21 protein-coding genes are annotated in these 21,290 nt (G+C 61.3%); 5 read left to right on the forward strand and 16 right to left on the reverse strand.

Features of this window, described 5'->3' with window-relative positions:
- Positions 1–121: 121 nt before the first annotated feature.
- Together AC1965_RS15860 and AC1965_RS15865 are read left to right on the forward strand one after the other, a co-directional pair.
- A complete protein-coding gene (locus AC1965_RS15860; protein ID WP_483884809.1) occupies positions 122–487 on the forward strand; it encodes a hypothetical protein in 366 nt (121 codons plus the stop codon).
- A gap of 71 nt (positions 488–558) precedes the next feature.
- The gene (locus tag AC1965_RS15865; RefSeq protein WP_483884810.1) at positions 559–1,053 is read left to right on the forward strand and encodes a copper chaperone PCu(A)C; all 495 of its coding nucleotides are present in this window, start codon (positions 559–561) and stop codon (positions 1,051–1,053) included.
- A 75-nt stretch (positions 1,054–1,128) separates the two neighbouring features.
- Here the strand turns inward: AC1965_RS15865 and AC1965_RS15870 are convergent, their stop codons facing one another.
- The 5 genes from AC1965_RS15870 to phnD are packed head-to-tail and all read right to left on the reverse strand — an operon-like array spanning position 1,129 to position 5,427.
- Positions 1,129–2,040: an HAD-IIA family hydrolase gene (locus tag AC1965_RS15870; protein ID WP_483884811.1), complete on the reverse strand. Its 912-nt coding sequence runs from the start codon at positions 2,038–2,040 to the stop codon at positions 1,129–1,131.
- Positions 2,037–2,840, reverse strand: a complete 804-nt coding sequence (phnE, locus tag AC1965_RS15875; RefSeq protein WP_483884812.1) for a phosphonate ABC transporter, permease protein PhnE — start codon at positions 2,838–2,840, stop codon at positions 2,037–2,039. The genes AC1965_RS15870 and phnE (AC1965_RS15875) overlap by 4 nt, the downstream gene beginning before the upstream one ends.
- Positions 2,837–3,628 (reverse strand): phosphonate ABC transporter, permease protein PhnE, encoded by a 792-nt coding sequence (gene phnE / locus AC1965_RS15880; protein WP_483884813.1) that lies wholly within the window; start codon positions 3,626–3,628, stop codon positions 2,837–2,839. Before phnE (AC1965_RS15880) ends, phnE (AC1965_RS15875) begins: the two co-directional genes overlap by 4 nt.
- Positions 3,625–4,386 (reverse strand): phosphonate ABC transporter ATP-binding protein, encoded by a 762-nt coding sequence (gene phnC, locus AC1965_RS15885; protein WP_483884814.1) that lies wholly within the window; start codon positions 4,384–4,386, stop codon positions 3,625–3,627. The genes phnE (AC1965_RS15880) and phnC overlap by 4 nt, the downstream gene beginning before the upstream one ends.
- Positions 4,387–4,446: 60 nt before the next feature.
- On the reverse strand, positions 4,447–5,427 hold the full coding sequence (phnD, locus tag AC1965_RS15890) for a phosphate/phosphite/phosphonate ABC transporter substrate-binding protein (RefSeq protein WP_483884815.1): 981 nt from the start codon (positions 5,425–5,427) through the stop codon (positions 4,447–4,449).
- Positions 5,428–5,594: 167 nt separating this feature from the next.
- Here phnD and AC1965_RS15895 point away from each other — a divergent pair, with 167 nt between their 5' ends.
- Positions 5,595–6,392, forward strand: a complete 798-nt coding sequence (locus AC1965_RS15895) for a DeoR/GlpR family DNA-binding transcription regulator (protein ID WP_483884816.1) — start codon at positions 5,595–5,597, stop codon at positions 6,390–6,392.
- Positions 6,393–6,457: 65 nt separating this feature from the next.
- Here the strand turns inward: AC1965_RS15895 and AC1965_RS15900 are convergent, their stop codons facing one another.
- The 5 genes from AC1965_RS15900 to AC1965_RS15920 form a co-directional block, all read right to left on the reverse strand.
- Complete coding sequence (locus tag AC1965_RS15900) at positions 6,458–7,372, reverse strand: D-amino acid aminotransferase (RefSeq protein WP_483884817.1); 915 nt, start codon at positions 7,370–7,372, stop codon at positions 6,458–6,460.
- 212 nt (positions 7,373–7,584) lie between these two features.
- Positions 7,585–8,415, reverse strand: coding sequence for an ABC transporter permease (locus AC1965_RS15905; protein ID WP_483884818.1), 831 nt, complete (start codon positions 8,413–8,415; stop codon positions 7,585–7,587).
- Complete coding sequence (locus AC1965_RS15910) at positions 8,408–9,175, reverse strand: ABC transporter ATP-binding protein (RefSeq protein WP_483884819.1); 768 nt, start codon at positions 9,173–9,175, stop codon at positions 8,408–8,410. Before AC1965_RS15910 ends, AC1965_RS15905 begins: the two co-directional genes overlap by 8 nt.
- Positions 9,176–9,216: 41 nt before the next feature.
- On the reverse strand, positions 9,217–9,969 hold the full coding sequence (locus tag AC1965_RS15915; protein WP_483884820.1) for a Stf0 family sulfotransferase: 753 nt from the start codon (positions 9,967–9,969) through the stop codon (positions 9,217–9,219).
- Positions 9,970–9,976: 7 nt separating this feature from the next.
- Complete coding sequence (locus AC1965_RS15920) at positions 9,977–10,996, reverse strand: ABC transporter substrate-binding protein (protein WP_483884821.1); 1,020 nt, start codon at positions 10,994–10,996, stop codon at positions 9,977–9,979.
- 118 nt (positions 10,997–11,114) lie between these two features.
- Between AC1965_RS15920 and AC1965_RS15925 the strand changes: the two genes are divergently transcribed.
- Together AC1965_RS15925 and rpe are read left to right on the forward strand one after the other, a co-directional pair.
- Positions 11,115–14,336, forward strand: a complete 3,222-nt coding sequence (locus AC1965_RS15925) for a 2Fe-2S iron-sulfur cluster-binding protein (protein ID WP_483884822.1) — start codon at positions 11,115–11,117, stop codon at positions 14,334–14,336.
- 189 nt (positions 14,337–14,525) lie between these two features.
- Complete coding sequence (rpe, locus tag AC1965_RS15930; protein ID WP_483884823.1) at positions 14,526–15,215, forward strand: ribulose-phosphate 3-epimerase; 690 nt, start codon at positions 14,526–14,528, stop codon at positions 15,213–15,215.
- Positions 15,216–15,304: 89 nt separating this feature from the next.
- On the opposite strand, the gene AC1965_RS15935 is transcribed toward rpe, so the two are convergent.
- Genes AC1965_RS15935 through AC1965_RS15960 form a run of 6 tightly spaced genes read right to left on the reverse strand, consistent with a single transcriptional unit; the run spans position 15,305 to position 21,286 of the window.
- On the reverse strand, positions 15,305–16,801 hold the full coding sequence (locus tag AC1965_RS15935; protein ID WP_483884824.1) for a class I adenylate-forming enzyme family protein: 1,497 nt from the start codon (positions 16,799–16,801) through the stop codon (positions 15,305–15,307).
- The gene (locus tag AC1965_RS15940) at positions 16,798–17,805 is read right to left on the reverse strand and encodes an NAD(P)H-dependent flavin oxidoreductase (RefSeq protein ID WP_483884825.1); all 1,008 of its coding nucleotides are present in this window, start codon (positions 17,803–17,805) and stop codon (positions 16,798–16,800) included. The genes AC1965_RS15935 and AC1965_RS15940 overlap by 4 nt, the downstream gene beginning before the upstream one ends.
- The gene (locus AC1965_RS15945) at positions 17,805–18,572 is read right to left on the reverse strand and encodes an oxepin-CoA hydrolase, alternative type (RefSeq protein WP_483884826.1); all 768 of its coding nucleotides are present in this window, start codon (positions 18,570–18,572) and stop codon (positions 17,805–17,807) included. The genes AC1965_RS15940 and AC1965_RS15945 overlap by 1 nt, the downstream gene beginning before the upstream one ends.
- Complete coding sequence (locus AC1965_RS15950) at positions 18,569–18,976, reverse strand: PaaI family thioesterase (RefSeq protein WP_483884827.1); 408 nt, start codon at positions 18,974–18,976, stop codon at positions 18,569–18,571. Before AC1965_RS15950 ends, AC1965_RS15945 begins: the two co-directional genes overlap by 4 nt.
- Positions 18,957–20,090, reverse strand: a complete 1,134-nt coding sequence (locus tag AC1965_RS15955) for an acyl-CoA dehydrogenase family protein (RefSeq protein ID WP_483884828.1) — start codon at positions 20,088–20,090, stop codon at positions 18,957–18,959. Before AC1965_RS15955 ends, AC1965_RS15950 begins: the two co-directional genes overlap by 20 nt.
- A complete protein-coding gene (locus AC1965_RS15960) occupies positions 20,087–21,286 on the reverse strand; it encodes an acyl-CoA dehydrogenase family protein (protein ID WP_483884829.1) in 1,200 nt (399 codons plus the stop codon). The genes AC1965_RS15955 and AC1965_RS15960 overlap by 4 nt, the downstream gene beginning before the upstream one ends.
- Positions 21,287–21,290 lie beyond the last annotated feature (4 nt).

The raw sequence follows: 21,290 nt of genomic DNA on the forward strand, positions 1-21,290 counted from the left end.
TTCATCCTCGCGGCGATGGCAGCTTGTATCCGTACCCCCCAACCGTCCACGCCCGCCGCTGTGGCGCGATGTCACGCAGGCCATTGTGGCGGCGGATGTGTTGCTGCGCTATGAACAGACTATGATCGGAACCGCGCAGATACATCTAGCCAGACTGGCAGTGACTTTGCTGATGTCGCTGGCCTTGGCCAGCCTGCCCTTTGCCCACCGCGCAAACAGCGCGGCGGACGAGGCGGCGCTTGCCGGCTTTGTGCTGGCAGGTGGGACGTTGGCGGATATCTGCGGTGGTTCTGCAGATCATGTAGGGACTGTCACGTCCTGCGAAGCCTGCCGGGTTACTGCGGCCATGTTGCTGCCGCCGCTGGAGGGCAAGCTCGATGTCACCGCATCGCCCCGACCTGCGGCCCTCGTCGCGGTCGAGCCGTGGCGCATTCATATACACAGCGTCGGGTTTCGCCCGCCTGTACGAGGCCCGCCGATCGGCTGACCTGCCGACCGACAGCTTACATATGATCCTGGCATGGCCGCGGCCTGCCTAAATACAATGGAACCAAACTGATGAAAATTCTCCGCCCGGTGGTATTTGCCGCCCTGACCATTTTGCCATTTGCCGCCTTTGCCCATGACTATGTCCTGGGCGCCGTGTCTGTGGCCCACCCCTTCGCTTTTGAAACCGCCAAGACGGCAAGCTCCGGTGGTGGCTACATGAGTATAACCAATGCTGGCAACACGCCCGACCGGCTCCTCGCCGTTACCTCGCCCGAGGTGTCGGACATCGGCCTGCATGTCACCGAAACCGATGCCAATGGTGTGGCGCGCATGACCCATCTAGAGGCCATCGAGATCCCGGCAGGCGAAACAATGACGCTGGCCCCCGGCGGGCTGCATGTGATGTTCATGAACCTGAACGGCGACCCCTTCGAAATCGGCGAGAAAATCCCCGCCACGCTAATGTTTGAAAAGGCGGGTCCGCTGGAGATTACCTTTAACGTCGAATCCCGGCGCGGCGCGTCAGAAGAGGGCGATCACAGCATGCACAAGAAGAGAAACTGACCTCAGCCCCTTGCCAGCGCGTCTCGCAGCGCGCTGGCACCAGCTCAGCAGGTGCCGCCCCCAAGGGGCTGCTGCCTAAATCCGGTTGATTACGAAATCTGGCACGATGTCGGCCACAGATATCGCTGCCGCCACATCCGCCCCCGCCAACGAGCCAAAGTCGCTGACCAAGGCCGTCGCAAAGCCCATCGCCGCCCCGCCTAAAATATCAGTGTGCAGCGTATCACCCACCATCAGCACGCGTTCCGGTGGCGGCGGGTTTGCGACACGCGACAGCGCCAGATCAAATACATCGCGAAACGGCTTACCGTAGAACTCGGGCGTGATCCCGATCAGGTCCGCCAATTGATGCGCAAAATGACCCGGTTCAAGGCTCATCGTTGTTTCGCGCGGCGCCACAAGATCGGGGTTGCCGACCAGAACCGGGCGCGGGTTGTTCAGCAGCGACGCCTCCAGCAGCCCTTGCCGTGGCGCTGACCAGCCATCAGAGCCGATCAGCAAAAACCCCTCTGCCGCGTCATAGTCGGCGCGATCATCACCCAGAAACCGGGTATCGAGATGCGCCAGTTCGCCCCAGTCATGGGCCGGGTTAAGCATCATCCCCCACCGGCGTCGCGGCGCAGTTTCCAGATGCACCAGCAGTGCGGCGCGGCTGGTCGTCACCTCATCGGCGGTAAAATCGAAACCCAACCGCGCGTAGCGTTGCATCATATGCGTTTTGCCGTAGGCGGCTGAGTTGGACACCACCATCACCTGCTTGCCCGCCGCGCGCAGCGCCGCAATGGCCTCGACCGCGCCCTCAATAGGGGCCTCGCCAAGGTTCAGCACGCCGTAAGCATCCAACAAAATCAGATCATATGGCCCGGCCACCTCTGCCAAACGCGCCGCATAGCGCGGCGCGTCAGGGTAACTGGCACGGGGCAGCCGATCCCGCACTGCGACGTAACGCGCAAATGCGCGCGCGGCGTCCGGCGATTGCGTGGTCACAGGATACGGCGGCGCAGGAACGCCGAAAGCACCTCACCGGCAATCACCAGCGCCAGAATGGCCAACAGCACGGTCGCCGCCTCGGGCCAGTTGAACGTGTCAATTGCCCCTTGCAGGATAATCCCAATACCGCCCGCGCCGACCAATCCCAACACCGTGGATTCACGCAGGTTGATATCCCAGCGCAGGATCGTGATGGCCCAAAAGGCCGGCATCACCTGCGGCACGATCGCATAAAGCAGCACCTTGAAATGCGACGCACCCGTGGCCTGCAAGGCCTCAACCGGTTTGGGGTCAATTTCCTCAATCGCCTCGCCCAGCAATTTGCCGACAAACCCGATGGACCGGAACATGATCGCAATGATCCCCGCCACAACACCCGGGCCAAAGATCGCGACAAACAGCAGCGCCCAAATGATCGTATTCACCGACCGCGACGCCACCAGAATGAACCGCCCGATCCACAAGGTCACCGCATTGGGCGTTGTGTTCTGTGCCGAGATATAGGCCACCGGCAGCGACACGATCACCGCAATCGCCGTGGCGATGGTGGCGATGTTCACCGTCTCCAACAGCACGCTCAGGATATCCCCCAGATTACGGGTATCGGGCGGCACCATACGCGCAAACAGATCGCCCATCTGCTCAGGCGCATCCCAGACCCAGGCCCAGATCACCTCAATCGAGGTAATGGCCCAGGCAACAATCAACAGGCTTGCCAACAACACGCCATAGCGCTGCATGCGTTGCTTCAGCGTGTAACGGGACCAGCTGTCCCGGTTCAGTTCACTCAGTGTCATATGCGTTTCCTGATCTGGCCGCTGACCCCTTCGGAAATCAGAATGGCCCCAATAATGACCAGCGTAATCGCCAGCGCGAAATCATAATCATAGCGCCCAAAGGCATTGGCCAAGGTCGATCCGATCCCCCCCGCGCCCACAATGCCCACAACGGCAGAGGCGCGCAGATTGCTGTCTAACTGGTAAATCGTCAGACCCACCTGACGCGGCATAATCTGTGGGAAGATCGCATAAAACAGCACTGACAGATAAGGAGCACCGGCCGCGCGCATGGCTTCGACCTGTCCGAAATCAATCTCTTCGATCCGCTCTGCCAGCATCTTGGCGACAAAGCCGATCGAATAAACCGTCAGCGTCAGCACCCCGGCAAAGGGGCCAAAGCCCACGGCCTTGACGCAGATGATCGCCACGATCACCGGATGAAAACTGCGCGCCACAATGATGATCGCGCGCCCCAAGTAGAACACCGGCAAAGGTGCGATGTTGCGCGCCGCCATGAACGCGATGGGGATCGACAGCGTCACGCCAGCCACCGTCGCCAGAATGGCAATCTTCAGGCTTTCGAGGAACCCATCAATCAACAACCCACTGCGACTGAAATCCGGCGGAAACGCACCGCCGAAAATCCGCGCGGCCCGCGTCAATCCTTCGCTCACCCGCTGCCAGTTCACCGGCAGGCTGCCCACGGTCCAAACCACGTACACGATGATGGCGATGTACAGCCCCCAGCGCAAAACCGGGTTGGCGATGAACGGCGGCTTGCGCCATGTGTCGCGCACTTCGCTCATGACGCGGCCCGGTCGGCGGCGGGGCTGCCGGAATAGATCGCATCCATCGCCGCCTGATCCAGCTTGCCCGGCACATCGTCAAAAATGATCCGGCCATAGCGCATGCCGACAATCCGGTCGGTATATTCCTTGGCCTCGTTCACATTGTGAATGTTGATCAGCACAGGCAGCTTCAATTCTCGCGCCAGATCACGCAACAGGCCCATGATCTGCTCTGATGTCTTGGGGTCCAGCGATGCGGTCGGTTCATCCGCCAGCAAAATCTCGGGCTGCTGCATCAACGCACGCACCACGCCCACCCGCTGCCGCTCCCCGCCAGACAGTTCATCAGCACGTTTGTTCGCATAATGGGCGATGCCGACCCGCTCCATCAATTCATAGGCGCGGCGGATGTCGTTCTTGGGATAGCGTCGGCTAATCGCGGCCCAGGTCGAGATATAGCCCAACCGCCCCGATTGGACATTCTCCATCACCGTCAGACGGTCAACCAGATTGAAGCCCTGAAACACCATGCCAATCCGGCGGCGGGCCATGCGCAGTTCGCGCCCCCGCAGCTTGGTCAGTTCGGCGTCGTTCAACACGATACTGCCACTGGTCGGCTCGACCAATCGGTTGATACAGCGCAGCAGCGTGGATTTGCCCGCGCCGGATGACCCGATGATAGACACAACGCTTTCGCCCTCGATCATCAGATCAAGGTCTTTCAGCACGGGTTCACCCCCGCCATAGCGTTTGACGAGGTTGGTAATCTTCAACATGAGGGAATGCTCCGTTAGCGGCCCGGCAGCGGTGCTGCCGCCGGGCCTTGGGCGGCGGTGTTACTCCGCGGCCAGACCTTCGGCGGTGTACTGGACGCCGTTTGCTTTTTGAATCTGCCGGATGACAGCCCATTGATCTTTGTAGGTGATCGGAATGAACTTCTGCACACCCTTGAATTCCTCACCCAAGGCCGTGCCCGCAAAATCGAACGAAAAGAACGCCTCTTTGATCTTTTCCTGCAAGGCAGGGTCCAGATCATGCGCCAGCGTATAAGATGTTGTCGGGAACGGATCGCTTTCCCAAATCTTGCGCACATCTTCCGGGTCATAAAGGCCCCGTTCGGCCATCCGGTCGACCACTTCCGACGCTACCGGCGCCGCATCATAGTCGCCCGCGACAACACCCAGCATGGATTGGTCATGGCTGCCCGAATATGTCACCTCGTAATCGGTGTCCGGCACAACGCCCAGATCAGGGAACAGTGCGCGCGGCGCAAGGTTGCCCGAGTTTGATGTGGGCGAGGTATGGGCGACGCGCTTGCCCTTCAGGTCAGACACTTCTTTGATGTCGCTGTCAGCCTGCGTGTAAACCTGCAACTTGTAGCCAAACTGCCCGTCTTCCGACCCCATGATGGCAAAGGGGACAGCGCCCGCAAGGTTCACCGCATAGGGCGTCGGCCCGGTAGAGAAGCCACCAATGTGCAGACGGCCAGAGCGCATCGCCTCAACCTCGGCGGAGTTCGACTGCACCGCAAAGAACTGCACGTCTTTACCTGTAACGGTCTCAAGGTGCGCGATGAACGGCTCCCAGATGTCTGCATAGATCGCGGGGTCCTCAACGGGCGTATAGGCAAAAACCAACGTGTCGGGGTTTTTCAACGCGGCGGCATCGGTGGGCGCATCGGCCACCAGATCACCATCGGCATCGCAATACATCACATCCAGCATACCGCGATCAGCGCACTCCTGTGCGCTGGCAAAGCTGGCTGTCACGGCAAATGCCGCAAGCAAAGTCGTACCGAAAACGGATTGTTTAAGCATGGTCAGGCCTCCTCCTGATAATTCTCATGCACCCGCCACCACGCGGGCCACGAGTCACATTGCGGGCATCACACCATCGCAATGTGGGATTTACAACAAAAATTTCTTGGGAAGTTGCTCTATCGCAGATATGTATGAGAAAACTCAGGATCTTGCAGATTTTGACTATGCCATCGCCGCCCGCCCCCCGTCGTATCCGCAAGGCCGAACGGCGCCAGCAGATACTGCTCGAACTAAAGCTAAAGCCGCATGTGCGCGTGGCGGATCTGGCTGCGCAATACGGGGTGAGCACGGAAACCATCAGACGTGACGTGGCCGACCTTAGCGAAGACGGCCACCTGCGCCGCGCCTTTGGCGGCGCCTCGGCCCCGCACCCCGGCGTGCGCCGCGACCTCGACGAACGCCGCGCCCAACGCGTGGCCGAACGCGAAACCATGGCCCGTTACGCTGCAACTTTGGTGAAAGACGGCGACACGATCATGATCGACGCCGGCGCCACAACGATGGAATTTGCCCGCTTCCTGTCCTACGCCGGCACCCAGGTCGTGGCCCTGACCAACAGCCTGCAAGTCGCCATGATCCTCGGCCAAAGCAAAGCCGCCCGCGTGCTGCTCGCCCCCGGCGACTATCTCCCCGAAGAGGCCGCCGTGACCGGCATAGAAACCGTCGACTTCATTGCCAAATACAACGCCACTGCGTGCTTCCTTGGGGCCTCTGCCCTCAGCGCCGCAGGGGTCACCGAAGCCATCGCGCCTTTCGTCCACATCAAACGGATGATGCTACGTCAGTCACAGAAAAATCATTTTCTGATCGACGCCAGCAAGATCGGCCAGACCCACCTCAGCACCATCGCCACCTGCGCCGAGATCAACGTGCTGATCACCGACCGCGCCCCAAGCGACGCCATGTCGATGGCTCTAAAAACTGCCGGAGCGGAAATTCTGGTCCCACCGCCCGCGACCTAAACGCACCTCTTCCCACTTTTCTGAGACAAAAATACCTCTGCACAGCGCCCACCACGCACAGCGCGTCAGCTGGTATGCCGCTTAACCAACTCCTTATAAAGTGCTTGAATCCGCTTGGTCACCGGCAACTCCCCCGTGCCAATCGGTTTGCCATCAATCCGCGCCACTGGGGTCTGCGCCCCAAACGTGCCGGTTAAAAACGCCTCATCCGCGCCGTAAGCTTCATAAAGCGAGTAGTTCTTTTCAAACACCGGAATGCCGTTGTCGCGGCACAGATCAATCACTTTCTGCCGCGTCACCCCGTTCATGCAGTAATCCCCGCTGCTGGTCCAAACCTCGCCGCGCCGCACGATGAAAAAGTTACAGGCATTGGTGGTGTTCACAAACCCATGCGGGTCCAGCATCAGCGCCTCATCCGCCCCCGCCGCCTCGGCCTGCAAACAGGCGATGATACAGTTCAGCTTGGAATGGCTGTTCAGCTTGGGGTCTTGGCTGTGGGGCAGGCCGCGCACCTGCGGTACCGTGGCCAGTCGGATACCCGCCGATTGCAGGCGGTCGACAGGTTTGGAATGCTCCATGATAATCACCAAGGTCGGCCCGGATCGGCTCAGTGCCGGGTGCTGAAACGGCTTATCCTTGATGCCCCGCGTCAACATCAACCGGCAATGCACATCCTCGACCATGTCGTTGGCCTCGGCGGTGCGGCGAAGCGCCTCGGCGATGCCCGCCTTGTCCATCCCCACATCCATGGACACCGCTTTGCACGAGTTGAAAAACCGGTCCATATGCTCGTCGAAAAACGCCCATGTGCCGTTATACAGCCGCATCCCTTCCCAGATGCCATCCCCTAGCATGAACCCACTGTCATAGACCGATACCTTGGCCTCGTCCCGGTGCACGATATCGCCATTCACATAGATTTTGATGTCACGGTTGCGGATATCTTCGTCCGCGTCATGGGTGGTGCTGTGGTCGGTCATGGCAGGCTTCGTCCTTCAAAGGGCAATGTGTTATTCTCTTCATAGCAAATTTGCCCCGCCTAACCAGCGCCGGTTTTTTCGCGCTCAGACGGAAAACCAGCACGATCGACCTACCGCTTTTTTTGGACTGAAAATACACTAGGGGGGCTCGGGGGGCAGGCCCCCGCCGCTTGAACTAGGTGCCGCAGGTGATGGCCAACGTCACCTAACCCTCAAACCCGCCAGCGCAGGACCCGCCGCTCCACCGCCGCCACCGCCGATGACACGCCCACACCCAAAAGCGACAGGATCACAACGCCTGCGAACAACCGCTCTAGGTCATACAGACTGCCGGCCTGCAAGATATAGGCACCAATCCCATATTCCGCCCCCAGCATCTCGGCCGCGACCAGCAGGATAATCGCAATCGTCAACGAAATCCGCAGCCCCGACAATATCCCCGGCATCGCCCCTGGCACCACGATCTTGGTCACAATAGACCACCAGCCAAGGCCAAAGCTTTGTCCCATACGGATCAACACCCGGTCCACGTTGTCCACCGCAGCATAGGTCGCCACCACAGTGGGCGTGAAGGTGCCAAAGGCGATCAGCGCATACTTACTGGTCTCATCAATGCCGAACCAGATCACGAACAACGGCAAAAGCGCGATCTTGGGGATCGGAAAAATCGCCGCAACCAGAGGTACAAGCCCCGCCCGCGCCAGAGAAAACAACCCAATCAGCACCCCGACCGCAATACCCAAACTCGCCCCGATCAAAGCGCCCACCGCCAGCCGCGACAGCGATGGCAGCAGATGTTTAAACAGCATCCCTGAGACGTAAAGCTCCTGAAAAGTCAGCAACACATCACTGGGCCGCGGCAATGTCAGTGGCGATATAAAGCCGCTGCGCGTGCCCCATTCGGCCAAGAGCAATAGCACGGCAAATACTGCCAGCCCTACACCGCGCCGATTGCTTGGCTTGAACCCACCACCGCGAAACGGCACCTCACGCACCGCGTCAGATTTCGGGCCGGATATAGGATCAGACATAAGATCAGACATGGATCAACTCCGCATCGGCGGCGGCCGCCTCATCGCGCATCAATCCCCATAAGTGCTGCTGCTGCGCCTCCAGCGCTGGGTCGCCGTGGTGTCGCTCGGCCAAAGGCATATCAAGATCCACCACCTCGCGTACCTCTCCGGGGCGGCGCGACAGCACCACGATCTTATGGCCAAGGCGCACCGCTTCGGCCAGATTATGGGTCACATAGACCGCCGTGAACGGCTGGCGCGTCCAGAGCGCGACCAGATCGTCCATCAGCAATTCGCGGGTCTGGCTGTCCAGCGCGCTCAATGGCTCATCCATTAACATCACCGCCGGGTTCACCGCCAACGCGCGGGCAATCGCCACCCGTTGCTTCATCCCGCCTGAGAGCTGCTTGGGCAGGGCATCGGCAAATTCAGTCAGCTTGGTCCGCGCCAAAACATCCGCAATGATCCGGTCGCGTGCGGCCGCGCCCAGCTTGTGATCTTCCAAGACCAGCGCCACATTGCCCCGCACCGTGCGCCAGGGCAGCAGCGCGAAATCCTGAAATATATAAGTAAGTGGATTCAGACAGCCCTCTGGCACCGCGCCAACCTGCAACACCTGACCTGAGGTTGGCTGCTCCAACCCGCCCAGCATCCGCAAAAGGGTGGATTTACCACACCCTGACGGGCCGACGATGCACACGATCTGCCCCGACGGTATATCCAGGGTGATGTCCCGCAAGACTTCGGTTTCGCCGTAGAAATGACTGACGGAAGATAATTTTAAGTCCATGGGGCCCTTTTCCGGTAAAATCCGCGCGCCTGCAATGGGGTTTACCCGGGGCCCGCATCTCTACGAAACCGCGCCGCCCAATCGCGACTGGTGGCATCGGCCAACCGCGCGACCCCCGGCACCACACCGTCAGCCAATATCGCAGGCAAGCTCAACGCCGCCAACACCTGCGCCAACACCCCCCCCGGATCAGCCGCCAAATCATTATAGCGCAACCGCAACGGCGTGATCCCTTCTGCTGCAAACCAGCGCAGCCACTGCACCTCCGCCGCCTCAAATTCGGCGATCTGCGCCGCGATCAAACCCGCATCGTAGACGGGCGGTTTGGGCGATGACAGCCGTTCCAATTCCGATCCATCGCGCGCACGGTGCCACAGCCCAGTCTGACTGGCCTTGATGAACGATATCGCCTGCGCCAGCTTATCGTCGCGGGTCAGATGAATAAAAACCGTGTCCCCAAACGCCGCCCGCAGGCGCGCCACATCGCTGTCTCGCCCGGGATAAAGCCGCGCCAGTTGGGCGTTGAAAAACTCAAAACTATGCTGTTGCAGGCGCATGCCAAACACATCTGTGCCGCCGCGCCCGCGCGCCAATGCCGCCGCAAAAACCGCGCCCAAGGCTGCATTTTCATCCGCAAAATCATCCCTGCGTAGATCATAATCCGCCAACCACGCCGCCAGCGATGGTTGATGAAAATGCGAATCCGGGTCACCCGCCCGCCCCGTTGCAGCCAATAGCCCACACAGCAACGTGCTGCCGCTGCGTGGGCTGGTGCAAAGGATGTAGCCGACCAATTTGGGGTCAGACGCCCATCGTTTTGACGTAGGAGGTGTCGATCAACGTCTCCAGCGTGATGTCGGCATCAACCAGACCCTCGGCCTGAAACCAGCTCAGTTGATCTGCAATCGACGCCACATTCATCGCCGCCCCTTCGTTCAACCGCATGGTGCCATTGATGATCGATGGGGCCGCCTTTTCAATTGGGCGATCCGTGTAGACATATTTGTGGATCAATTCGACCATGGCATTCACGCCATCCTCGCCGCCGTCCTTGGCGATCATGGCCGCGTTGTAATCGGCCACGCCACTGGAATACCCGCTCAGGAAACCCTTGGTCATTTCCTGTTCGTCACTGGCGTTTTTGGCAGATGTGAACACGGTCGTCACTTGGTAATCGGGCAAATAGGTTGCCACATCACCAATGATATGCACCGCCCCCGACCCCGCCAATGGCTTGGCGATATGCGGCACGATGGACCAGGCATCAATCTGCCCCGACTTCAGCGCGCCAATCACCGCACCCACCTTTTGCAGCGGCTTGAACGACAGGGTGATCCCCTCAGCCGCGGCCATTTTGGACCCCATGTAGTGGAACGACGACCCCGCCTGCGTGATGCCAAAGCTTTTGCCATCCAACATGCCCGGTGCAGTAATCCCGGCCTGAAACGCCGCGTCTGATACCAGAATCTTCTGCCCGTCGATCCCGGCTTCTTCCTGCAGGCCGCCGCCAATGACCTTGATCGCACCCTTCTGGGCCAGCGATACCAGACCGCCCGAGATCGCCGTCACGGCGTAATCTACATCACCACTGGCAATCGCCACCGCCATCGGCTGCGCGGCTTCAAAGAAACGCAGCTCGACGTCCAGCCCAGCCGCTTTGAAATAGTCCCGCTCAAAGCCGACAAAGCTGCCCGCGTGGCTGGTAAAGCGCAGCGCGCCCACGGTAATTTTGCGGTTCTGTGCCAATGCGGGGCTGGCCAAACCCACGGCGGTAGCAGCACCTAAAGTGGCCAAAACCTGACGGCGGTTAAAATTGCTCATGTGATTTCTCCTGATTTTCTCGCAGCATGGTCGGTGCCGGGTCGCAAAGTCAAGAAGTGCCGCACGTGTGGCGCGGCACCATCTGGCGTTTCTCCACGCCTTGTGGCAACCATTCGGGATGAAGCTTTTTTCCTCCAAATCGCGCCCCATGCACCTCGGGCAATACCCGTTGGAACGCCTGATCCGAGACAACAGGCCATCGCGCCGCCTGCCTGACATTGCGTTGCCCAGCCTCAGCTTTAACCGCGCTGACAGGCCGCAAAGCATCGTCAACGCGATGGGCCCGTTTCAGGCCATGATGGACGTGCTGCGCGATGGCCCGGTCAATACCGCCGGGGCCGCCATACCCGATGACTTGACCGAGCGTGCCAATCACCTCAAATCTTTTGGTTACTACAACGACGCTAGCATGATGGGCGTCTGCGCCCTGCCCGCCGAAGCGCGCCTTGCCACCGCGCGTCGCAACCCGGCCACGGCCGAGCTTGCCGCCGATCTGCGCTCGCGCCAGACCAAGACGTTGGCGGCCGGTGTCGATGTTATCATGGCCAACCTGCGCGATGCCGCTTCCGCGCCTGAAACGCCGCTCGGCGATCACACCCATGCGCTGGTGATCCTTACCGCCTACCCTCGCGATCCCCGCCCGGATGAGACCGGCAGCGATTGGATCATCGACGCTCAGGCCCACCGCGCCTGCCTGCGCGGTACAGAAAACGCCACCGTCCTGGCCGAATATATCCGCCAGTTGGGCTTTGCCGCGCGGGTCCACTCCCCCACCACCAGCGATGTCCACTTGGGCAAACTCGCCGTGGCCGCCGGGCTTGGCGTCTGTGAAAACGGCACGTTGCAGGCCCCTTGGCTTGGCGTCCGCTTCGGCCTCACCGTGGTGACCACGACCATGGCGCTGGCCCCTGATCTGCCGCTTGCCCCGCTTAAGGATCAACCGCGCTCTGTCCTGCGTGGGTTGCGCTGGCAGCTTGGCACACACGGCGGCGTCAGCGCGCGCAACGCCGACCCCTACGCCCGGCGCGATTTTGTCGACGGGCCACACCCGTTCGAAACCCTCAAACGTGTCGATAACCCCACCACCTACATCGACGCGCCCAATATTCCCCGGGTGCCTAAACGCGCCGACCTCTTTGCGCGCGGTCAATTCGGAGACATGGGGCCAAAGGTTCAAAACGCGATGAAGGGCGGTCATCATGTGGTCAAATCCGCCCCCTCCGCCGCCCAGCGCCGCCTGCTCGGCGCGCTGATCTTGCTCCAAGACGGCCCGGTTACAGACAGCGCGCCTACCACGACCGACGCCACCATGACCGACCCCGCCCAGAACGCCGCCAACCTCAAGGCCGCCAGCTATTTCCTCGGGGCTGATGCCGCCGGCGCATCAGCTTGCCCCGATTGGACATGGTATAGCCACGACGCCACCGGCACACCGATCACGCCGCCGCATGACGGCGCACTCAGCCTGATCATCGACCAGGGCTTTGACACGATGGAAGGCTCCTCAGGCGACGACTGGATCGCGGTGTCGCAATCCATGCGCGCCTACCTGCGGTTTTCCATGCTCGGCGGCGTGCTGGCCCAACACCTGCGCAACCTCGGCCATTCTGCCAAAGCGCATACCGTTATGGACGGCGATGTGCTGCAACCCCCATTGCTCCTCCTAGCGGGCCTTGGTGAAGTGTCTCGCATCGGCGAAGTCATCCTTAACCCCTTCCTTGGTCCGCGTCTGAAATCCGGCGTGGTCACCACCACGATGCCCATGGCCCACGACAGGCCCATCGACTTTGGCCTGCAAAAATTCTGCGAAGCCTGCAACAAATGCGCCCGCGAATGTCCCTCCGGTGCCATCACCGCCGGGCCCAAGAAAATGTTCAACGGCTACGAAATCTGGAAATCCGACAGCCAGAAATGCGCCACCTATCGCATCACCAACCAAGGTGGCGCCATGTGTGGCCGCTGCATGAAAACCTGCCCCTGGAACCTCGAAGGCCTTTTCGCCGAAGCGCCATTTCGCTGGGCCGCCACAAACATCCCCGCCGCCGCCCCCCTGCTGGCGCGGCTTGACGATAAGGTTGGCAAAGGCCGCCTGAACCCCGTCAAAAAATGGTGGTGGGACATCGAACAAAAACCCGGCGGGCGCTTTGATACCCCCACGGCCCCGGTCAACGCCCGCGATCTGCAACCCGACCTTGACCTGAAGTTCGAGGATCAGACCCTCGCCGTCTACCCCGCACCGCTGGCCGCGCACCCCTGGCCCTACCCCGACCCGATGAACCGCGAGGCGGGCATTCAGGCCCACGCCGCCCTGATCACCGCCGATCAACACCGCCGCAAAAACGCGGCAGGCGACACCGACCACCTGCACCTCTACCAAATCGGCAAAGACACCCCCGTGCTCGACCTGCGCATTACCCATATCGAACAGCTTTCGGATGCCGTCACCCTGTATGACATCGCCCACCCGGAAGGGCACGATCTGCCCGAATGGACCGCCGGCGCGCATCTCGATCTGGTCGTAGCACCTGAATTCCTGCGCCCCTACTCCCTGCTGGGCGACCCGGCAGATCGCAGCCGTTACCGCATCGCTGTGCTGCGTGAAGATGCCAGGCGCGGTGGCTCTGCCTTGCTGCACCGGGTCTTTACCCAAGGGCGACGCATCTTTGTCGGAAAACCCATAAACCATTTCGAACTCGTCGAAGACGCACCCCATTCCCTGCTGATGGGCGGCGGCATCGGCATCACCCCGATGATCGCCTTTGCCCACCGCCTGCACGCGCTTGGCCGCCCCTTCGATCTGCATTACTCCGCCCCCACCCGCGCCGCCGCAGGCTTTGCCCAGATTCTCGCACAGATGCCGTGGGCCAACCGCGTCCATCTGCATATCTCTGCTGAAAGTAGCCGCGCCGACCTGCCTGCGCTCATGGCCGCTGCTCCACAGGGCGCGCATGTCTACACCTGCGGCGCAGACGCCTATATGCAATCAGTCATGGCCGCCGCCGAACAGGCAGGCATCCCCGACGACGCCCGCCACCTTGAGTATTTCTCAACCCCCGAGACCCCGGACTACATCAACCATCCGTTTACCCTGCGCCTGATGTCGGGCCGCGAGATCGCGGTGCCTGCCGACCAATCTGCCGCCGATGCCCTGATCGCCGCAGGCGTTCCGGTTGACCTGAAATGCAGCGACGGCATCTGCGGCGTCTGCAAATGCGGGTTGCGCAGCGGCGAGGTCGAGCACCGCGATTTCGTGCTCTCGGCCAAACAACGCGACACATCGCTGATCCTGTGCCAATCGCGCGCCGCCACCGCAGGCGGCATCCTGGAGATTGACCTGTGAACGCCTCAAAGACCCCTGTCGTTACTGGCCGCCGGCCTGCAACATTTCGTCGATTGCTACCCCGACTATGACGGCGCCTGAGCGGCTTTACCGCGCCAAATAAACCGCCCCTCCGAAGGGTCGCGCACTTCCCCCGCGCGCCTACACCCGCTATGAAACGCCAACCTCCGCAACAAAGGCAGCTCCCCCATGACCTTCGACCGCAGCATTAAAATCGCCCCCTCCATCCTTGCCGCTGATTTCGCAAATTTTGGCGCGGAATGCGAAGCCATCGAGGCCCAGGGTGCCGACTGGGTGCATGTCGATGTGATGGACGGACATTTCGTGCCGAATATCACGTTTGGCCCCGCCACCTGTGCCGCCATCCGCCCGCACATCAAGGGCGTGATGGACGTGCATCTGATGATCTCTCCGGTCGATCCCTATATTGACGCGTTCGCCGCTGCCGGTGCCGATTTCATTACTGCCCATATCGAAGCGGGCCCGCATATCCACCGCACCTTGCAAGCCATTCGTGGCGCAGGCGCCAAGGCCGGCATCGCGCTGAATCCCGGCACCCCGGCGGCGGCTGTGGCCGACCTGCTGGACATGACCGATTTGATCTGCGTGATGACTGTGAACCCCGGTTTCGGTGGACAGAAATTCATCGACATGACTGCCAAGATCAAAGCGCTGCGTGATATGATCGGCGACCGCCCCATCCACATTGAAATCGACGGCGGGGTTGACCCGAAAACCGCACCCTTGGTGGCACAGGCCGGGGCCGATGTGCTGGTTGCAGGCTCTGCGGTGTTCAAAGGCGGCTCTGTCTCCAACCCAGCGCCCTACGGCGACAACATCCGCGAAATCCGCGCGGCGGCCACAGGCATCTGGACCTGATCACCGCACGGTGCCTTGAGACTTTTTTAACGTAACCATTTGTTAACACTAAGGTTTCGCGCGCGAAACCTTAGTGCATCTTTGCTGTGTCAGTCCAACTGATCGGCAAAGACCGTCAGCAGCCGATGCTTCAGAATTTTCCCCGTCGGGGCCGCAGGCAATTCGCTGGCAATGAATATCCGCGATGGCCGTTTGTACCCGGCCAGTTGCCCCTTCACGAAATCGCTCAATTCCGCCGTGGTCACAGGGTCGCCCGGTGCCACCTGCACAAAGGCCAGCACCTGCTCGTCCCCGTCCTTCATCCGCCCTATCACCGCTGATTGGATTACCGAAGGATGATCGTTCAGCGCCGCCTCCACCTCCGGCGGATAGACGTTGAACCCCCCGTGAATAATCAACTCTTTCGAGCGACCCAGAATGTGCAAATGCCCATGCTCATCAATCCGCCCCAAGTCACCAGTGCGCAGCCAGCCCTGAGGGTCCAGCACCTTGGCCGTTTCTACCGGGTTGCGGTAGTAGCCGGGCATCACATGCCCGCCCCGCGTCAAAACCTCTCCGGCGTCGCCACCACCGCCAGCCGCTGTCGTGTCAATCCGCACCTCTACCCCCGGCAGCGGCGGCCCGACAGATATGTCCGAGGACCCCACCCGGTTGCGGGTCGCACAGACACCCGCTGTGGTTTCGGTCATGCCATAGCCATTTTGCAACGCGACACCGTAAAACGCCTCCGCCTTGCGCTTCCACGCCGGGTCCAGCGGTGCGGCACCCGACGACACATAGCGCAGTTGATCCGATCCCAATTGCGCCAGCCCCTGTTCCTTGGTGTATTGCATCAGCAAAGCATGCATCTGCGGTACAGCCGACAGCAACGTGACCCCCTCCTGCAATGCCGTGAACAGTTTTGCCGCCGAAAACCGCGCCTCTAGCCTCACTGCGGCACCCGCCGTACAGGCCGCCACCACGACCGAGGCCAGCCCGAACACATGGGTGATGGGCAGCACGCCATAGATCAGATCATCGCTGCGCATCTCGCGCAGCTGCGCTGAGGCATTGCCGCCGAAAATCAGGTTATCATGGGTCAGCATCACCCCCTTGGGGTCACCCGTGGTGCCGGTGGTATAAAGCAAAACCGCCACATCACGCAGCGTCTCATCAGGGCTGCTGGGCAAGGGCGTGGCAACGTACAAACAACCAAAATCACCGATGACCTCTTCGGCCCCCATCTGGCCCGCGTGTACCGCCGCATCGGTCGAGGCATCGCAGGTCATCAGCACCGCTGCCGGGGTGGCATGGTCAACAATCCGCGCAACCTCGGCCTTGGTCTGGCGGGCGTTCACCGGGATGATGACGGCCCCCAACTTCCAACAGCCATAAAGCACGGCCACCGCAGCGGCGCAGTTTTCCGACAACATCAAAACCCTGTCGCCCGCCACCACGCCCCTGCTGCGCAACATATCGGCAGCCGCATCGCTGGCGCGGTCAAGACCCGCAAAGCTCCACGCCACACCGCCCGCATCAGACAGCGCCAGCGCATCGCCCCGCGCCGCCACCTGTCTGGCCAGTAAATCCTGTACCCTTGCGTTCATTCTGCTGCCTCCCCCTGCATCCTTGTCAGCCCGCGCAAACGCTGCTGCGCGTGCATCGCTTCGGCCTCGATCCGGGCAATGATGTCCGCCATCGGTTCGATCCGATCCGTCAGGCCCAGCGCGTGGCCCGCCGACAACATGCCTCTGGATACGTCCCCACTTTGATAGGCGGCACGCCCGATCTGGCCGGACACCAGCGGCAGCAGGTCCTGAATGGTAATCTGCGGATTCTCCGCCTCCATCCGCGCTACTTCTGCCGTTGTTTCATTGGCCAAAGTGCGGATCGTGTTGCGCACTGATCCCATGGTCAGCACAGTGTCGCGCTCATTTGCTCCCACCAATGCCCGCTTATACCCCTCGTGGGCGTTCAATTCGGTGCTGACCAGCAGCCGTGTGCCGATCACAACACCTGCCGCCCCCATGCCAAGGGCCGCAATCAACTGCGATCCATGCCCCACACCGCCGCCGATCAGAAACGGAATTTCGAGGTCACGTCCCGCCATCGCGCCATTCACAAACGACCCGATCATATCCATCCCCGGATGGCCGCCACATTCGGCCCCGACGATCGACACCATATCGACCCCCACCGCCTGCGCTTTGAGCGCGTAGCGCACGGCAGGCACCTTGTGCAGTACCGTCAGACCTAGGTCTTTTAGCAGGGCGATATAAGGTTCGGGATTGCGACCCGACGTCTCAACCACGCCCACACCCTCATCCGCGATCAGCCGGAAAATATCTTCTGTCTGGTCGCCCGGAACCAGCTTGGGGAGCATCGAAACATTGACCCCAAACGGCAGGTCACCGCAGAGCGTTCGCGCGCGGGCAATCTCGGCCCGCAGGGCGGCATGATCTGCAAAGCTCGCGGCGGTGATAAACCCCATGATTCCCGCCTGCGCCGCAGCCGCCACGTAATCTGCATCAGACAGCCATTGCAGCCCGCCCGCGACGATGGGCAACCGCGTGCCAAAGCGGCGGGTGAGTTCCGTGTCCCAGCGCTGCATCAAAACTGCGCCTTACGTTTTTCCAGAAAGGCCGCAATACCCTCTGCCGCCTCATCCCCGCCAGCGGCACGTGCCATTGCGTCGCGCTCTGCGTTCAACTGATCCGCCTCGCGCGCCTCATATGCCTCTGCCACCAGACGCCGGATTTCGCCCTGTGCCGCGCGCGGCCCGGCGGCCAGCGTGTCGGCCAGCAACAAGGCTTCGCTCAGCGCGTCACCCTCGGCGCAGAGCCGACTGATCGCCCCAAGCTCAGCAAATTTTCCCGCCATCACAGGACGGCCCAGCAGACACATCTCCATCGCCAGCGGTCGCGGCAACATCCGCGCCAAAGCCGAGGTCAGCCCCGCGTCCGGCACCAGTCCGGCCTTGACGTAAGCGGCAGTGAACTTGGCCTCTTTGGTCGCCACGATCAGATCACAGGCCAGCGCCAGCGACAGCCCCGCCCCCGCTGCACCGCCCTCAACCGCGGCAATCAGCGGCACCGGGCTGGCGCGCATGGCGCGGACCAGATCATGCAATCCATCCACTCGGTCGCGCCGCTCTGCCTCGCTCAGCTTGCGCCGCTCGATCAGCACGTTCATGTCCCCACCCGCGCAGAAAAATCCGCCTTCCGAGGTCAGGATCACGGCCCGGATACGCGGGTCTTCGGCGCGGGTCATGGCGTCAGCGATGCAGTCATATAGCGCGGGCGTCAGCGCACCGCGTTTGTCGGCATTGCCGTTCCACACGATCAACCGGTCGCCGCGGTCCTCTACCCGCGCCGTCACGATTTCACCCGTTTGAACACGCCCGTCGCACGCGACAGCAGCTTGCCCTCGGCATCACGCAACACGGCCTCGGCGTAGACGATCTTGTATCCGCCACCCGTCACCCGGCCCACCGCCGTTACCAGCCCAGACGACACCGATGCGATGTAATCCGTGGTCAGCGACAGGGTCAGCACCGGCACAAACGGCCCGTTCAGCGCCAGATGGCGCGCACAAGCAAAGCCAGCGGCCACATCCAGCAACAGCGTGTGCAATCCGCCGTGCAAAACACCAGAGACATTCAGATGCTGCGCAGTCAGGTCAAGCGTGACTCGCGTGCTGCCATCCTGTGCGCTTAAATCGGGGTGAAAGCCTACCAGCCCAGCAACGCCGCTGGGCGGGGCGTCATGCGGCGGATAATGCAATGAAACGCTCCAAATGATGATCAGTGTCGCCAAAACGGTGGTCCGCCATGACGATGCGTTTGGCGATATGGGCCAGTTCATATTCCTGCGTCATGGCAATTCCGCCGTGCATCTGAATGGCATCTTCTGCCACCAGACGGCCCGCGCGGCCTATGAGGTTTTTGGCCGCTGCCACATGGCGTTCACGGGTCACCCGATCCGCATCCAGATGCCCCGCGGCGTTGATGACCGCAGAACGCGCCTGCTCCATCTCGATCAGCAGGTCAGACATGCGGTGCGCCAGCGCCTGAAAGGTGCCAATCGGGCGGCCAAACTGTTTGCGCGTCGCAAGATATTCGCGGGTGAGCGTACACGCGGTTTCCATCGCACCAAGCGTTTCAGCGCAGAGCGCCGTTGTGGCAATCGCCACGCGGTTTTCGACCGCTGCATATGCCTTGCCCGCCGCACCCAGTCGGGCACTGGCAGGCAGTGTCACATCATCCAAAGTCACCTCACCGGCGCGCCCTCCGGCCAACAGCGCATAGCCAGAAATGGTTAGCCCTCTGGCGTCTTTCGGCACAAGGAAGAGCGATATGCCGGCCTCGTCATCCACCTCTCCGCTTTCGCGTGCCGAGACCACGAGCATGTCGGCAGCTTCGGCATTGACCACAACTGCCTTGCGGCCATTCAACACGATGCTGTCACCCGATACGCTGGCGCTGGTCTGAACTCGGTTCAGGTCATAGCGGCTGGTCGGTTCGCCATGGGCAAAGGCCAGGTGCAACTCACCACCGATCAACGCATCAATATGGGCGCGCTGCGCGTCATCGCCCAGATCGGCAATCAGCCCCCCGGCCAGCACGGCGGCATCCAACAGCGGCTCAACCACCCCGGCGCGGCCGATTTCCTCGAATACCACGGCAAGGTCAAACCCCGCGCCGCCAAAGCCGCCCTGATCCTCGGTGAAGAGTGCCCCAATGACGCCCAGTTCGGCCAGCCCAGCCCAGATATCCGCAGACATGCCACTGTCGCTTTCCAGAATAGCGTTGCGCGTTGCGGTGTCGTATTTGTCACGCAGATAGCGGCGCAGGCTGTCCTGCAACATCTGGCGTTCGTCGGTCAGGTCAAAGTTCATTTTGCACCTCCCATCATCGTCTTGGCGATGATGCTGCGCTGGATCTCGTTTGAGCCGCCAAAGATCGACAGCTTGCGGTTGTTGAAATACTGCGCCGCAACCGGGCCAGCATCGTTCGGGTCCGGCAGCGCATCATTGCTGCCCGCAACCGCCTCTGACGCAAAGGGCATCGCGTACGCCCCCGCCGCGCGGCGGGCCAGATCGTTGATTTCTTGGCGAATAATCGTGCCCTTGACCTTGAGCATCGAGGATTCCACCCCCGGTGCCTGCCCCGCCGCTGCCTTGGAAATGATCCGCAGGTTGGTGGTGGACATCGCCATCAGATCAATCTCGACCTGCGCCACGCGCGCCGCAAAATGCGGGTTTTCGATCAGCGGTCGGCCCCCGGCCATCTCGGCGCGCGCGATGCGTTTGACCGATTGCAGACCCGCACGGGAAAATCCAACGCCCGCGATGTTCGTGCGCTCATGTGTCAGCAGATATTTCGCATAGGTCCAGCCCTTGTTTTCCTCGCCCACAAGGTTTCCGACGGGTACTTTGACGTCGTCGAAAAAGACCTCGTTCACCTCGGCCCCGCCATCCAGCAGGATAATCGGCCGCACGGTGATCCCCGGCGTCGCCATGTCAATCAAGAGGAATGAAATACCCTCTTGCTGCTTTACGTCCTTGTCGGTGCGCACCAGGCAGAAAATCATGTTGGCGTGCTGGCCCAGGGTCGTCCACGTCTTTTGCCCGTTGACGATATAGTGGTCGCCGTCCTTGACCGCCGTGGTTTTCAGTGAGGCAAGGTCGGACCCGGCGCCGGGTTCGGAATAGCCCTGACACCACCAATCTTCGCCTGACAAGATACGCGGCAGCCAGTAGGTTTGCTGCTCTTTCGATCCAAATTTCTGCAACACCGGGGCCAGCATCGACAACCCAAACGGCACGATGCGCGGCGCATGAGCAGCGGCGGCTTCTTCCTCAAAGATATGGCGCTGCACAGCGTTCCACGCGGCACCGCCGAACTCCTGTGGCCAATTGGTCGCAAGCCATCCCTGATCATTCAGAATTGCATGCCAGCGCTCGTGACCTTCCTTGCCCAGTTCCTGCCCAAGACGCACCTTTTCAGACAGGTCGCGGGGCAGTTTTTCGGCCAAAAAGGCGCGCACTTCTTCGCGGAAGGCGCGATCTTCGTCGGAATAGCTCAGGTCCATTTCG

The sequence above is a fragment of the Sulfitobacter sp. KMM 9851 genome (assembly GCF_057178245.1).

Excerpts from the sequence above, each read along its gene's own strand:
- AC1965_RS15860 (WP_483884809.1), top strand. The coding sequence starts at position 122 with ATGATCGGAACCGCGCAGATACATCTAGCCAGACTGGCAGTGACTTTG.
- phnC (WP_483884814.1), bottom strand. The coding sequence starts at position 4,386 with ATGTTGAAGATTACCAACCTCGTCAAACGCTATGGCGGGGGTGAACCC.
- phnE (WP_483884812.1), bottom strand. The coding sequence starts at position 2,840 with ATGACACTGAGTGAACTGAACCGGGACAGCTGGTCCCGTTACACGCTG.
- AC1965_RS15910 (WP_483884819.1), bottom strand. The coding sequence starts at position 9,175 with ATGGACTTAAAATTATCTTCCGTCAGTCATTTCTACGGCGAAACCGAA.
- AC1965_RS15865 (WP_483884810.1), top strand. The coding sequence starts at position 559 with ATGAAAATTCTCCGCCCGGTGGTATTTGCCGCCCTGACCATTTTGCCA.
- AC1965_RS15900 (WP_483884817.1), bottom strand. The coding sequence starts at position 7,372 with ATGACCGACCACAGCACCACCCATGACGCGGACGAAGATATCCGCAAC.
- AC1965_RS15925 (WP_483884822.1), top strand. The coding sequence starts at position 11,115 with ATGAAGCTTTTTTCCTCCAAATCGCGCCCCATGCACCTCGGGCAATAC.
- AC1965_RS15895 (WP_483884816.1), top strand. The coding sequence starts at position 5,595 with ATGCCATCGCCGCCCGCCCCCCGTCGTATCCGCAAGGCCGAACGGCGC.
- AC1965_RS15920 (WP_483884821.1), bottom strand. The coding sequence starts at position 10,996 with ATGAGCAATTTTAACCGCCGTCAGGTTTTGGCCACTTTAGGTGCTGCT.
- phnD (WP_483884815.1), bottom strand. The coding sequence starts at position 5,427 with ATGCTTAAACAATCCGTTTTCGGTACGACTTTGCTTGCGGCATTTGCC.
- AC1965_RS15940 (WP_483884825.1), bottom strand. The coding sequence starts at position 17,805 with ATGCAGCGCTGGGACACGGAACTCACCCGCCGCTTTGGCACGCGGTTG.
- AC1965_RS15955 (WP_483884828.1), bottom strand. The coding sequence starts at position 20,090 with ATGAACTTTGACCTGACCGACGAACGCCAGATGTTGCAGGACAGCCTG.
- rpe (WP_483884823.1), top strand. The coding sequence starts at position 14,526 with ATGACCTTCGACCGCAGCATTAAAATCGCCCCCTCCATCCTTGCCGCT.
- phnE (WP_483884813.1), bottom strand. The coding sequence starts at position 3,628 with ATGAGCGAAGTGCGCGACACATGGCGCAAGCCGCCGTTCATCGCCAAC.
- AC1965_RS15960 (WP_483884829.1), bottom strand. The coding sequence starts at position 21,286 with ATGGACCTGAGCTATTCCGACGAAGATCGCGCCTTCCGCGAAGAAGTG.
- AC1965_RS15935 (WP_483884824.1), bottom strand. The coding sequence starts at position 16,801 with ATGAACGCAAGGGTACAGGATTTACTGGCCAGACAGGTGGCGGCGCGG.
- AC1965_RS15905 (WP_483884818.1), bottom strand. The coding sequence starts at position 8,415 with ATGTCTGATCTTATGTCTGATCCTATATCCGGCCCGAAATCTGACGCG.